A 15,747-nucleotide genomic window follows, 5' to 3' on the forward strand; every position below is an offset into this window, starting at 1 on the left:
AAGATTACCATACTTTGATTCTGATCGCTCCGTCCTTGATCGATTCAAGAGGGCCCGGCTTGGGTTGATTGCCACGGGCATTACCCAGATAGTCGGTGGCAATATCGATCGGGCTGCCGTCCGGTTGTTCGTAAGCCTGCCGGGGTAGTTTCGCTTTCCCGAGTCTTCCGGTCGTTACGCGGGAAGTCTGCAAGCCGTCCAGACCTTGTACCGAAAGAGAAAGGTAGACGCCATCGGCGGTTTCTTCAACTTTCACATCCGGTTTAAAGTCAGGGAGAACGACTTTATTCTTTTCTCCTTCGAAAGGCAAAGCACCGTTGTAGTAGACATTTCCATCCACCATCATCGGATAGACGGTCTTATTATAATCTGCCAGGCCGTATTTCCGTTTGCTGTCTTTCTCGTTTTCGGGAAGGACCGTGGCAAAGAGGTTGTTGATATAACGGTCGTCCCCTCCCGGGATGATGGATAAGCCGGCAACCTCTGTCGAATGAGGAAGGAAATAAGGGGTATACCGTCCGTGTTCCACATAGCGGTAAATGTCTCCGGCAATCAGGTTATGCACATAGGCGCCTCCCTGGGATTGTTCCAGGATGCTCCGGCGGGACGCAAAGATATTATTGTCCACCAGGAACGAGCCGTGGTTTACTTCCAGGAACAGGTCCTCCATGTCATTATCATAGAACAAGTTGCCCGATACGCGGGTTCCCTGCGTCATCCAGTCCAGCCAAAGGGCACGGCCAGCGTTATGGATACGGTTATGGATAATCCGTGTATCCACAGCGGCATGGAATTTGATACCTCCGATCTCCGCGCCGGTAAACTGACGTTTCACCCAGATATCGTGGATATGGTTGTTTTCGATCAGACTGAAAGCGGCTCCCATACTTCCGCAGATACCGGTCTGCTCGCAATGGGATATTTCATTATTGCGAACGATATGCGAACCGATATTCTCCTTGTTCCATCCGTTCCGGATTGTATTGAAAGTGACTTCGATATAATGCAGGGAACCGTCGAGGCTTGTATCGTTCAGCCAGACGTTATGTCCGGTCTTACGTTCTTTTCCCAGGGTGATACCCGAACATTTGGAGTTGCTGATAATATTGTTTTCGATAATCCATCCTTTATTCCAATGGGTCGCTATCATACCGATCTGTTCGGCTGTCGGTGCTCCCCACTGGGTTGCGGCCTGGCTGATGTGAAAGCCCTGGATAGTCAAGTAGTCGATCCCCGGTTTCTCCGGATAAAAGCAGGTGGGGCGGGTACTTATTTCTACAAGTTCTTTATTCGGGTCGTATGTATGGAAATTGGCCCAAATGGTGGTATTGACACCATCGTTTTCACAATACCAGGTGTAGGTGGAACCTTCCTTGTCCTTACTTTTTTCATTTGGGACAGGGGTCAGTACCTTATCCAGTGTTTCCTTTTCATACAGGGATTTGTTATTCAGAAATACCTCTCCGGTATGATGTTCACGTCCCATACCTTCAAACCAGTCACCGTAGATCAAGTCGATATAAGGATTATAATCCCCGAAGAAAGTATTCGGTATCGTTACCTTCCAAACGCCGTTTTTCTCCTTTGTCCAGTTAGTGATCCTTTCCGAGCCTTTTATCTCTACCTTTTCACCGGGTGCCGCCCGGTAGACAATTCGTTTATCATCGCTCTCACCTCCGCGGGGTGGGTTCACCCATTCCCGGTATGTTCCCGCATGTACGGTAATTATATCACCCGGAAAAGCATATTCCGCTGCCTTCCCGATAGTCCGGAAAGGGGCTTTTTCGGTTCCTTCGTTTGCATCGTTCCCTTTGATAGAAACATGGTATTCTTTCGCCTGTATTGCCACACAACAGGCAAGGAATAAAGTAATAAACAACTGTTTTCTCTTCATGATATTTTGATTGTTATTGTAGCTTCCTTGTTAGAACGATGCAAATATAGAACCCCCTTACCCGACATAAAATAGCAAAAAAATGCCTATTTTGTGGATTATTATTGTCTATGCCTGTAAAAAAGAAGCCTATCCAAAATAACAGGCTCCTTTTCTTTGATTTCTATCTTTGTGTATGACCAAGCTCTTATTCTCCGATAAGAGAAACTTGTCCTGATGCAGTTTCCGATCCGATATTTTTTATCTGTAGCTGTAACTCTACTCCATTGTTACCTCGAATATCATCCGGTAAGGTTACCGTATAAACAGTTCCCAATTTATCGCCATACAGGATTTTTTCTGAAGCATCGTCAACCAACACCTTTCCGTCAGCAACCAGTTTCAAACGGGAACAAACGACCGAACTTTTCCCAGCTTTCTTTTCTATCCGAACAGCAGATAGTTTATCCAGCCTGTCTGCCGAAACCTGAAATGATATGATTTCTGCTTTTTCAGAACCGATCGTCCATGACCCCAACTGACCTTTTTTACCATCGGGGATTAAAACCGGAGTTATAAATGCTGCATAATCTACCAGCGAACGGGCAGTATTTACGATATCAGCAGGAGGTGTTTGCGGAGAACACCCTTCCGACTCTACCCAATTCTTCTCCCATTCGGCAAAGTTAAAACGAATACCCGTTTTTCTACTTGCAAAATAATGTTTCCAACGCGGCAAATAATAGTCTCGGATCAAACCGGACCAAACACGGGCAGAATAATCATCCACCGGAGGTCCCCAAATCGTGACTATACGTTTCGCATTCCTTTCATATTGCTTATATTGTTCAGAAGTCGTCGCCTGTTTATGGGCAAAATCAATCCAACGCTCCAAACGTAAGGTCGGATGAGCGGATAGCAATGCATCCATCCCCAACATGATATGTTCAAAGTCTTTTTCAAACTTAGCAGCCCGTACCGTATCCCCAATCTCATATTGCCAATCGATCGCCTTGATTAAAAGTTCAGCCTTTCCCCCTAAATAAAGGGCAGTCAGTTCTGCCAAGTCTGCCAAATAAAGAAAGTTGCCTTTCTGCTGGCCACTTACTTCCATAAAGGATTCTATTGCTTTGAAAAAAGAAGGGGTTATATTGATAGACCCACTGCGTACTGTCCCCGGGCGAAATTGCCAGTTATAACGCGGATGGTCGGTAAATGTCCCATAGACAGACTCTAACAACAAATCCCAACATTCACGAACAGCAGCCGGATAACCTCCATAACGATTGTAAGAATACTCTTTCAACCACTCATGGATATCAATCTTTTTATCCGACCAACCGGCATCAGACAATAATTCATAAATAACTTCATTGTTTTCTATCCCTTCCGGAGCCATCCCGTGCGCAACCAAACGCCCCTTGTTAGGCGAAGCCAATGCCTCCAGATGGCCGTTGGCATAAAAATCAAGAATACCTGTCATACCGGTTTTTCCACCCATATTCGGAATGACACTGTACACCCACGATTTATTATAATAGCCTTTATAAAACTCCCAATTAACTTCCGATTTCCAGAAATGCTTGTTATAATCTACCGCCAAATCCAATAGAAGCATTTTATCATCCGGCACTTTAGAGACCAATGCTCCCAGCGTTTCATAATCCCAAATATGCCGCTGGTAACCAAACATCCAACCTTGCATCACCCAAGTTGCTTTCGGATTTCCCTTCCGGATCGACTGGTACACCTTATCGCCATACGAAGCCAACAGTTCATAACGTTCTTTTGAACCTTTGGCAGGAAAAGGGATATCCATTTCGTTGAAACTGTCAACCAAGTAATACTCACTCTTTCCAAACTCTTTCTCCCACTCCCGGATGAAAGCCGTCCCAATCTTCGTGAAGAGTTCTTCCTGCGGAGAAATCATCCAATTACAGAACGCGCCGCCCCAATGGGTCTGGATAATATGCAAATCAGGATAAATACGTTTGAACGCCTCCGGGATAAATCCGGGGAATCCCGGACAGATGGGCTTCATGCCCAAATTCTTCATCCGCTTCAATATTTTATGTTGCAGTTCAACCTGTTGCTTGTGCCAATCCTGATTCAACGGTCCGTCTATCCCACTCACATTCCCCATACGCATCCAAGGCAAATGAGCCGGCCCTACAAAATAGTTGTTAATCTCTTCATCGGTCAGCCCCATCTTTTTCCATACACGGGCCATGATTGCCTCATACCCCACCAGTGCCAACGGCATGTCAATACCATGCAATGCCATCCAATCTATTTCTTTTTCCCAACGTTCCCAGTCCCAGTAAGGCATGGAATAGCCATAGGTGCAGACATTGAACAGATAATGGTGTTCAAACGGAGAAACCACCCGTTTCTCCCCCCCGTCTGCCAGTTGTTCAGGGAAACGGATATTGCTTCCCGACCAACTGTAAAGTCCCGCGCGGTTACTCTTCACAAAATCATAGAAGCCACGACATAAAGCCACAGGATTGCTACCTTCAATCTTCAATACACCGTTATCCACCCGGTACTGGAAATAGTTTGCCCCTTTATCCAGCTTCAACACAAAAGACACGGGCAAATCCGATTGCCCCGTCACACGCTCCACCACTTGGCGAACCTCCGCCAATGCCCCCTTTTGTCCCCAAACAGTTTGCAAGAAAAAGGATAGCAAACAAAAACTGAATAATAAGATTCGTTTCATTGTATTATATTTTATCACTAATAATCGATTGCACTAAGATTTAATTTGTTTAAATCTAAACTGATTTTTTCCCTTAAATAGTTTTATTTTATTTCCTGATTGATTACTATCAACAGAAAAAACAAAATATTTATCTGGCAATATAAATTCAACATCCTTATCTGTATCAGAATACAAAACTAAGAAAATTTCTCCTTTATCTAAATCCCAGCTAAACTTATCTACTTTGACAACACCTCTCAACAATATATTACTCAAAGAACCTCTTCTCCATGTTTTTGGCAAAGCAGGCAATATATCAATCTTATCATTCCAAGAAAAAATCAACGAATTATTTATAACATCAGGTATTGTTCCTACAGGATCAAAACCAAAGCCCCTTAATCCAGGCCAATATGAAATCATAAAATTGGGATATATATAATTACCTGATACAAGAAGATCAAATACATATTGAATAATATCTCCTCTTCCCAGTCTGGCAGCACACTGGAGCTGATTCATGAGACCATGAGTAATATGATTACTGTCTGGATTATCATTATTATTTAACCAATGCAATACTTTTTCTTCAAAAGCTTTACATGAAGCATTCCACATAATAGTATCACTACGGTCAAATTCACAAAACTGATAAAGTGGAAGAAGATGAGAATGGTGCCTATGATTAGGGTTTTCTCTTACCCCTTCAACAGTCCACTCACTGAAAACCCCGGAAGCATTGATTTTATACTCGGGCATTTTTTTTAGCATCATTTCCCATTTGGGGATATTATCGGACTCGATACCCAATATTCGAGATGATTTTATAAGGTTAGTTAAAACATTTTTTGCAACAGCCACGTCAAATGTTGAATTCATATACAATAAATCATCCTGTTCTGGAGAATAGGATATAAAAAAACGATATTTACCATTTTCATCTTCAGTTCCAGCCAACAGATCTTCATAAAACAAAGCACTTTCTTTCAACAAAGGAACAACTCTATCTCTCAAAAAAGACTTATCGCCTGTAAATAAATAATAATCATAGAAAAAATGCAACATCCATCCCATAGTTCCAATTGCCAGTTCACCCGGCCAATTTCCCCAATGTAAATACAAAGGAGTATTAGAAGCACGAGGATTAGATACAATTCCTCTACAATTATACATTTTAAGTGCATTTGTTCTACAATCCTCAACCCACGATTCTATTAGTTTAAAATATCCCTCCATAAGTTCAGGCATATTACAACTCATCAACGATTGAATTTCAAGTTGAATATTAGAATCCAATGTATAATCACCACTCCATTCAGGATTCCATGTTCCAGTCCATAAACCTTGAAGATTCGCTGGTTTATTATTCGTACTACAAACAATAAGATAACGACATGCGTCATAAAGATAAGAAATAAATTCGGGAGAAGCTTGTCTATCATTACGACACATTTGCAATAATTTCAATGTATTTATTTCAGATCGTCCTTTATCGTCATTTCCCAATGATAGTTCAACTCGTCCAAACAATTCAGAATGCAACAAAGAATGGGCTTTAAGTAATTCTTTATAATCCGTTTGAAGCCTATCCATACAATTATGTATATCTGTCAACTTATCAGAATTTGTATTGGATGAAAAATCAGGATTTGATGGATTATAAGCCCATGCTTCGCTCAACTCCTTTGAAAGAGGAGACTTCCATGGTCTGATCTGTATAAAAAGAAGAATCTTATCCGAATTGTGAACTTCAATATCATTTCCTTTGACTTCCAATCTTCCACCCAACGGAATAATACGTACTACATTTTCATATCCTCCCTTACCTTTATCATAAACCACATGCGCCCTCAGTTCATTATTAAAGGCACTTTTCTTAACGGATACCAGGTCGTGTCCCAATGACAAAGAGAAAGTTCCCCCAACTTTACCTTTAGGACCATTTATTTCCATAACACCGACACTATCTTTTCTCGAAATAAACAGTCTGCGATTCCATTTTTCCCCATACTTATCAGTCCAAGAAACAGCAAGTTCTCCCGTACTAAAATTTTCTGACATTTCATAGTCTGTATATTCCCTACCCCTCAGAGAATCTTTTATCTGAAGTGAAAAACCGGGATGAAACGGGTCTGTCCATGATATTGTCTTACCTGTTTTCTTCAATATTTCTGCATGAAATACCGATGGAGCCATATTCCCTGAATCCAAAGCTTTCTTTTTTAATTCATCAAAACAAGTTCTAAGATCAGGTACTATCTCTTTTGTACCCAATGGTAGATAAAGTTCATTATGGGTAAATACAATTTCCTCACAAATAGGATTACCAAACATAATCGCTCCCATAATACCATTTCCGGTCAACATGCCTTCTTGCCATATAGATGCAGGTTTATCCGTCTTAGACCCTATAAATAAATCATCATTTCCATAGGCTGAAACAGCCAAGGACAAAGAGATTATTAAAGAAAAAAATCTAACTAAACACATAACACATCATTTATTATACCTTAAAAAATAATTTATGCTTATAGCAATAATACAAAATTAGAAAAACTATCAATACATGACCAAACTCATACAAAACACTATAATATTCCCCTAAATAACTATTGAATCCATGCAACCAATAGTTTCTTAATGAGGATGTGTCTAATGTATTATAAAGCATATATGCCAAGATAGAATTCATGCCATAAATCTTTAGCCATTTCAAATATTTGCCATTTTTACATACATCTACCCAATAATAAAAAACAAGCATCAACAGAATAGAAATACCGGACGACAAAAACATCATCGAACTAGTCCACAACCTTTTTATTACAGGTTCTATAAAAGATAATCCCATAGCAACAAGTAGACTAACCATTCCGGCAATTCCCATAATTCTCAATTTCCGTTTGTCGGACAATTCTGATTTCAACAAACATCCTATCAATGTGCCACTCAACACCGTAGCCGTAAAGTTCAGCGTACTATATATCCAACTAATATGATACCAATCAGCAAAGACAATCTGTCCTGTTTCAGACACCGATGCTCCATATAAGAAACGTCCTAAAATAGTTCTATCAATCTGCTCCGCTATATTTTCTCCGGGGAGGTAACCACCCGTTAATAACATACCCATGGTATAAATAATCGGCAATAATAAAAAGACGACAAACAAGGTACGCATTGAGAATAAAAGATATAATATGGCAGAAAAAAGATATCCCATCGCAATCGCCTGTAAAGTATCAGTATACAGATATAAAGTATTCACATTCAAATCGAGCAAATTACCTTGCATAATTGCACCAAAAATCCAAAGCAGAATGACTCGTTTTGATACCCTTCTAACCACTTGCCCTATTTCACCTTCGCCGCTTTTATACTTCGCCAAAGCATAAGGAATGGAAGTTCCCGCCATAAATAGGAATAAAGGCATAATCTGATCCCATAAATGAAAGCCCTCCCATTCAACATGGGTAAAAAGAGACTGGTAAATTGTACCAACCCAGCTATCTTTTCCCATGACTTGTGCCCAACGCATAAATACCGGCTGAAAACAGACCAATATGAAAAGATCCATTCCTCTTAAAATATCCAACGACTCTAACCGCTTTTGCTTAATTCCCATTATTCACCTTAATTATTATGACAATTCAAATTTAAAAAGAAGAAATGATAAACACATACAAAACCATATTATAGCACTATTTTGAAACATATTTCATTTTGATGTCATAGTTAGTTGTAAAAACAAAAAAGGTAGCCAAGCACCATTAAGGGAACTGACTACCTTTCCTTTTATCTCAGTCAATCACTATTTCAAATTTACAACCGTCAGTATGGCCTTCTACATACCTTCCGACAAAACAATCAACCAGCCTCGTTTCGGATCGACCGGAATCAGGCCACTTGGATTAAACTCACACGCTTCCTGGAAATCGGTGACTGCCGGTGCTTGCATACGGACAGATGATGGATTCAAACCTAACTGTTTCCAGTCGATATTCAGTTTTACCAGCTTCTTAGCTTTGGAATAATTACCGATTGACAAAAGCGTCTTTCCGTCTTTCACATAAGCCGTCACCTTCACCTCCTTATCCGAAGTGGTCACAGCCGGATTCTTTTCCCAAAAACCAACTATCTTCGAATCCATAATTCCAAATTCGTCCCATAATTTCCAAATATATTGTGGATCACAAACAACCCCATCCGTCATCCAAGGCTGGCGGACCGTCATGCCATATTGCATACCCAACCATTTATTGCCACCGCCATGCAACATATCTCCCATCAACCCGAACGGAATACCGGACACTTCCACCAGCCAATTCACCGGAGACATCTCGCTATACATGAAACTTTCGCCAAACCAAAGCTTATCCACGTAAGGAAAATATTCGGCATACTGGATGGCTGGGCCACGCGAGAAACCGGTATTTGAATGCAAGTCAATGAGACACCCCGGCTTTACCTCTTCCATCACACGGCGCATACGTTTCAACATATCACGCCCGAAAGCCACATCATCCAAATACAACCCGTCTATACCGGTATGTTGTACCATCCAAGCCAATCCTTCTACGTAATAATTATACCAACGTGAGTCGCCTGTGGCTGTCAAAACGGAAGCGTCAGCTGCCACACCTAAATGCAGGTCGTCCAAATGTTGATACCATTGGGGCGTATAATCGGTCACATAATGTTCCCTACACCAAGGAGTCCCTCCCCCCTTGCCTCCTTGCAGAATCTCGTCTCCCAAACTGCGCAATGCCCATATCTCAGGAACAACATTCGTCAACTCACGGATTGTATAATAAATTTTCACCTTACATCCCTTGCCATGCCACTCATCTGCAAAGTCTTTTATTTTGTCTGCTGTAATGAACGGATAATTGATAAATGGATTCAAATAGTTGGCATGATGCACATTGATGATTTTAACGCCAGATTTCAGGTTCTCTTCACCCGGAATCGGATACTCGGCACTATGGTAGTACCGATCTGTAAACTGGCTGTGACTATTCGCTTTCTTTACAGGAGTGATCAGCAAGGCTAAATCAAACACCAGTTCTTCACCCGCTTTAAGAAAACGCTCACCGCTGTATACCGTAGCCGTTGTCTGGTTTCCACTACGGTTGATACGGAAACCACCTTTGCCCTCGTTATACCAACTTACAGGATAAGCCGGGCGGTACAAGTTCAGCAAAGGGCCGGTATAACTTGCCCCGCGCAGTTCGCAATGAATGCCGGCCTTTTCAGACCCACACCAGAAACTGTCGAAAGGCCACAACCAAGAAGCGCTTTTGGAGGTAGGAATGGATACGGCATAATCATGCTCCGTCTTTCCCGGTGTCTCCCAACCTCCGGAATAATTGGTCGGTGTTTCCTGCCCAGGCAAACCCAATCCCATAAAATAGGGGGCTGCTTCACTTTTCATCGGTATTTCCAGCCTGATGTCTTCAATCAACAAATCTTTTTTAGGAGTAACGGTATATACGTAGTTGATCCAGCCATCAAACTCCATCGTGCCGTTGCAAACCAACGCTATCTCTTCATCTTCCGCTTTCCAGGTCCCCGACATTTTCCCTTCGGATTCTCCAGACAGTTCGAGTGTCCCATCCAAATTCTTTTCTCCTGAAGAAGTACGAATGACAAAACGTATGGGAGAAGCCAGCAATTCGTGCCCCCACGAATTAATCGATGATGGCAAAGCAGTCTGCATATCAAGCGAAACCGTACGTCCCAGACAAGAGACCCGATTATCAGATAAAGACATCGCAGAATACCCTTCGGTCGGTTTGTCACTAATTCCACGGGTCGAATTGAGCCAACGCAAGCGGCTGTGACGCCATGGCTCACCATCGCCACGGTCAGCCAACATTTTACCAGACACTTCCAATTCTATTTCCACAGGGACGGCATATCCGGTTTCATCCTTCAATGTAACCACGCCTTTATAAGTTCCGCTGGGTTGGTTTGTTTTCAAATCCACTCCGAACCACAATGGCTGGACGGCATCCGGAGCTACGCTTACCTGTTTGGTGAACGGTTTGCCCTTCGGATTCACTCCGTTTATATTGAAACAAGTGATCGCTTCTGCCGGAATCACATTGTTACCACTTTTCAAACAAGTTGTCTCATAAGTAACACTTTTCAGCGTTTGGTCTCCAGCCCATACCCCCAGTTGGAAAGCATAATATTCATTAGGCTGAGCAACTCCTTTGAAAGAAAAACGTTCCTGCCCTTGTAACCATTTGTAAGGGACATTCGTTTTCATCCGCACAGGATTGGAACGATCTTCAGGGAAGACCAAGAAACGACCGAGATTGGCTTGCCGGTAATTGGCTTTTTCTTCAGCCGAAGCGGCAATCTCCATAGGGTAGAAACTGTCAAAATGCGTACGCGATTCCACACGGACAACTGTGACTTCCGGAAGCTGCCCACCTGAAACCTCTGACGATGTTACAGCCAGCCATTGCTTGTCCGGATCCTCTTCTTTAGGCTCATATCCTAGAGAATAATAGCCACGCTCTCTCTGTACTTGGTAAGGCAGGTAATAGAAGAAATAAGTTCCCTTCTTCTTGACGGGACCAAACAAAATTTCACATCGTTCATTATTGACCTCAAGTCGTTGGATGTTACGAATCGTATCACCTGTTTCTGCTTCGACAATCAGAAAACGGCGTTTCTCTACCTCCTTATCTGGGCGCCGCCAGTCAAAGGATAGCTTGACAACTTCAGCTGGAGCGTTAACTGCCAGTACAGCACGATGGTTTCCCAAAGATTCGTTCCACGGAGTCTCAGCCACTGCATACGTATAAGGAGCCTGTGGCATATTCCGGCTGCACCCAATTCCTATACAAGCAACGAATGCATACAGTAATAAATGTTTCATGACATACAAAAAATAATTAATGCGAATCTGAAGTTGAAAATCACTTCTGATTCTCGATTTAAATGTTTGTAATTCTGTTAATTATCTCATTGCTTTATTTCACAATCTCCTTAAAAACCAGTATATTAGAAGAATAAAATTACTCATTTTTCTAAATTATGATTCCCTAGGAGAAAAAGTTAAAACTAATAGGTTTGTATATGTATATCTGTGATGTCTATAAGTCCTCTCTGCGTTTCTACTGCCAGAGATACTTCGGCATCAAGGAAATACATACTTTCGCCAAGGAGTATCTGTTATCATGGTTCCCAAAACATCCGTCTTATCAAACGTTCTGTATACGCCTAAATATGCTTTCAGAAGCATTTAAAGAACTGGTGGAAATCATGATACAATCATTCAAGCCCAAGGATTACGACTCTCTCATATCCATTGTAGATTCCATGCCGATTTTGACCTGTAAAGGAAAAAAACATACCTTTCCCGGAGATGATAACTCTGACATCGGCTTCAGACAACGACCTAACCGTATTCAAAAACGAATGCGTGCCATACCTGTCCGGAAAGACCGTACTTGCAGACAAGATTTACAGCGACTTCTCTTTCTTTAATGAAAGCAATCCGGTTAAAGTGCTTACTCCACATAAGGAGATTAAGGGAGAACCGGAAGTACTCAAACAGAGGGAGAAAGCCGCCAGAGACCTTTTCTCACAAGCCGTTTCAAAAGTCAGGACAACCTATCGAATCCTTTTTCAACTGGTTGAATGAAAAATAGATATTCAAAGAGCGTCTAAAGTAAGAGCTACCAAGGGACTGTTTGTACACACCTTTGGAAAGTTGGCCATTGCTCTACTTACTTATGTTAATTTTTGAATCAGGTCGCCAACTCCTGATTCGCATGAATAATTAGCCAAGCCCAAGCGGCTTCAACAGTAAATAAATACACTCAGTATCCGTTTAAAGAAATCGTAATTATCCCGTATCAAGATATAATCCCGATCTTCAAACAAAACTTCAAAAGGTAAAGCATCAGGTTGCACAAATGGTGTTTGAATGATAGCTTCGGCATCTGTATAACGATTGTTCCAAATGGCTTCACACCAACGATTCGGCAACAGGCCAGAACAGAATGATTGCAATTGTTTCCACATCTCTGTTGCTTCAGTAGATTTCCCCAAGTTTCTCAATGCTATCAATGTATAGACATTCATCACCGAATTGGCTTCCCTAAACACATTATCAAAGGCTATTTTCTCCAACACCTCTTGATCCGGTCTCTTCTGCAGATAAGAAATATACCAAACAAGCAAATCTTCCATCCGTTCATCCACCATTGCCTGATAAGGCTTTCCCACGCCCAAGTTTTCCGGCCATAAACGCGCCATTCTGATTTGCTTCAACGCAGCACGATACTGACCTGATTTTATCATTTGGATTGCGCAGTTCAAATTAGCTTCACGCCAGATATTTCTACCGGCCAAAGAACCTTCATTGGGAAGGATAACAATACCTTCAAGTAAACGGACTGCATCTTGCGGATGCCGAGCTATGGAATAGGCATTGGCCAAAAGCAGATTAATATACGAATTACCCTGATCTTTTTTCCGGTATCCTTCCAATAACGCAACGGTTTTATCCGGCCGTTTTTGTTGCAAATAATGTTTTCCCAGCTCCAAATAGCAAACATACTGTTCGGGAGCCAACTGAAGAGCCCGCAAATAATCACTTTCTTCGTGACTTACTTGCAAGGCGCGAGTCAGATAAAAAGCGTAGAAATCCGGTTTCCCAGCCAAAGCTTGCATATAAGAGGTTGCTTCTTTATTCCGATTCATAGACAGATATAGTAATGCTAAATAATAATCCGCTTTCCAAGCAGAAAGATGGGTCGAACAAACCCAACGCAAACAGCATTCTTCTTGCGCTCCATGCGGATAGACCAAGGATGCCGGCAAATCTTCTGACTTTTTAATATAATCCAAAGCTTTATCTTCTTCACCTTCCATATGATATAACCAAGCCAAACGATACAATAAAAGCGGATGAGTATGTGCCACAGATTCTAATATAAATGTGGTCTCATTATTCATTCCCAACTCCTGATAGAAATCAGCTATGCGCAACACCGTATCATAACTGTATTCATTACGTATCTGCTGCAAATTATGCCGGGCTACTTCCCGATTCATGCGGACACGCTCATAGTTTGCTATATAATTCAAAGGATCCTTGTCCAAAACATAATCCAACAATGCCAGCCTCTTTTTTGCATCCTCTTGCTTGACCACGGCCAATTGCATACAAGCTTTCAAATCCAGGGAGGAACTCTGTATACATTTTTCCAATAAACGGGTTGCCGAAGCCTTATCTCCTTTCTTATAATACAACAAAGCCAAATGCCTCGCAGCCAAACCTTGATAAGTGCCCGACTGCATAGCAACGGAATAGGCATCTATCGCATCGGCCAAACGCATTTCTATTTCGGCTATCCGTGCAAAATTAAAATTGGCTTGTGCATTATATGTATCAACAGACAACGCTTTTCTTAACAAACTATCGGCTTCTTGAAGTCGGTTGCTTTCGATGTATATTTCAGCCAGTTCATTGAGGGATGGTACAAAATAGGGTTCTAAAGCGAGTGATTGTTGATACAACAAGACAGCTCTCTCTCCAAAGTTCTGGCGTCCAAACTCGCGAGCCTGCAAATATAGCCCGTATGCCGACTGATGATTAAATGCCGCAGATAATTCCATTGGACGATTGGTTGGCGTTTCCTGAAGCGAAGTGTCATAAAGCAGGCCACCATTCCAATAAACCCGGTAGTCGGATTCGTTCCATTTTTCAGGCAATTTACATTCTTTGATTTCAGTAGGATTCAAATGTACGGCATAATCTACAGACACTCCTTCACCTGTCCGAATTTCCAATTTGCCGTCAAGTGGACTTACTGCATATACCTTTATGGTTCGTTGTTCCGGCTGGATATGATAAGCCAACTGTGGATTGGCAAACGACAAACCTCCTATTTGCTGGTACGGGAACCAATATTCACTCCATTCGTAAACAGTTCCGGGCTTCATTGACATGTGCTTAAACGGAGTTTTATAAGATGTCCCAATGCTTTGATTGAACAATTTACCAGATTGAACTTCAGAATATTGACCATCTTTATCAGTCAGCAAATCTTCCCATACCATACCATAACGAGACAACCCCCAAATCCATATTTTCTTACCAAGCTTATCTTCTTTTGGAGAATAATGAGCCAAGCCAAAATCATCTCTATGCCAATAGGTTCCCCAGAAGTCAGCATTATTACCCAAAACATGATATGATTTATAATGTCCGAAATTATTTTCTTCATAACAATCAATCCGGTGGCCCTGTTCCATCGGCCACGGCTTCGCTTTTCCATCATGGGTCAGATAGGTATTCCCTGGAAAGTAATATTGCAAATCTCCCTCAGTCTTAATACCCGCATTCATCCATTGATAAAACGGCTTTTCCGATGATGTACCGTTATACCAAAGAACGCGAGTTTCCACATAAGCTGATTCTGCCGGAAGTATAATCTGCACGCGCCAATCAGTACCCAATGAAACATCAGTTCCACCTATGATACACAACGCATTACCAGAATCATCTTGTTTAATCTTATAATCAACAGCTGACGAACACCAAGGCGCATGTCCGATAATCCCGAAATTCATTTCCAATCCTCCTGATGTCCACGGTCCTCGTGAAGATACATCACGAAACTTGACAACATGATTATAATACAAAAACTCCTTTCCTGTCTTTTTATCAACAGCGCCCCAAATTTTTCCTCCAATATCTGGAGCTACCCAAAGTTTGATATAATCATTTTCCAACTCTATCATCTTCCAAGCTTTCATCTCCCCTTTTGATGAATATCCGTCAAAACGATGATAAGGATATAAACGGCCAAAATCAGCATATTCACGCGGCGAAGAATACGAATAAGTTAACAACATTTTCTCTACTTCACGCACAGTTGCTTTTTTATTCTGCGCCTCTATCGTCTCTACCCCGGAAAGTGCCAACACAGAAATCAAAGCATAATATTTCAAAATTAATTTCATTACTTCATATCTCTTAGATTTAATATTCCAAATAAAAGCATCATCAATCATTATTCGATTTCAACAATTCTTTCCCATTTATGAGTTCAAATAAATATCATAACAATTATGAATAATTTCCATTCAATGTATATTGGTATTGTTTTAACGAACTATTGATACATAAATAACAAGTCAA

Annotated in this window: 7 protein-coding genes; 1 reads left to right on the top strand and 6 read right to left on the bottom strand. The window is 41.5% G+C overall.

The genetic code is table 11. The features are described 5' to 3' along the window. Positions 1 to 4: 4 nt before the first annotated feature. The 5 genes from HMPREF1535_RS03260 to HMPREF1535_RS03280 all read right to left on the bottom strand — a co-directional run bounded on the left by HMPREF1535_RS03260 (position 5) and on the right by HMPREF1535_RS03280 (position 11,469). Entirely contained in the window at positions 5 to 1,894 is a 1,890-nt protein-coding gene (locus tag HMPREF1535_RS03260) for a right-handed parallel beta-helix repeat-containing protein (protein WP_046145285.1), read from the bottom strand. Positions 1,895 to 2,081: 187 nt separating this feature from the next. Further along, entirely contained in the window at positions 2,082 to 4,595 is a 2,514-nt protein-coding gene (locus HMPREF1535_RS03265; RefSeq protein ID WP_046145286.1) for an alpha-N-acetylglucosaminidase, read from the bottom strand. A 33-nt stretch (positions 4,596 to 4,628) separates the two neighbouring features. Continuing rightward, a complete protein-coding gene (locus tag HMPREF1535_RS03270; RefSeq protein ID WP_082207489.1) occupies positions 4,629 to 7,067 on the bottom strand; it encodes a glycosyl hydrolase family 95 catalytic domain-containing protein in 2,439 nt (812 codons plus the stop codon). Between the two features lie 13 nt (positions 7,068 to 7,080). Then, positions 7,081 to 8,202, bottom strand: a complete 1,122-nt coding sequence (locus tag HMPREF1535_RS03275) for an acyltransferase family protein (protein WP_046145288.1) — start codon at positions 8,200 to 8,202, stop codon at positions 7,081 to 7,083. 219 nt (positions 8,203 to 8,421) lie between these two features. Next, complete coding sequence (locus HMPREF1535_RS03280; protein WP_046145289.1) at positions 8,422 to 11,469, bottom strand: glycoside hydrolase domain-containing protein; 3,048 nt, start codon at positions 11,467 to 11,469, stop codon at positions 8,422 to 8,424. A gap of 489 nt (positions 11,470 to 11,958) precedes the next feature. Here HMPREF1535_RS03280 and HMPREF1535_RS26170 point away from each other — a divergent pair, with 489 nt between their 5' ends. Continuing rightward, complete coding sequence (locus HMPREF1535_RS26170; RefSeq protein WP_244275561.1) at positions 11,959 to 12,237, top strand: hypothetical protein; 279 nt, start codon at positions 11,959 to 11,961, stop codon at positions 12,235 to 12,237. Positions 12,238 to 12,395: 158 nt separating this feature from the next. On the opposite strand, the gene HMPREF1535_RS03290 is transcribed toward HMPREF1535_RS26170, so the two are convergent. Further along, entirely contained in the window at positions 12,396 to 15,569 is a 3,174-nt protein-coding gene (locus tag HMPREF1535_RS03290) for a DUF5107 domain-containing protein (RefSeq protein WP_165364499.1), read from the bottom strand. Between the last annotated feature and the right edge of the window lie 178 nt (positions 15,570 to 15,747).

The sequence above is a fragment of the Parabacteroides goldsteinii DSM 19448 = WAL 12034 genome (assembly GCF_000969835.1).
Classification (GTDB): domain Bacteria; phylum Bacteroidota; class Bacteroidia; order Bacteroidales; family Tannerellaceae; genus Parabacteroides; species Parabacteroides goldsteinii.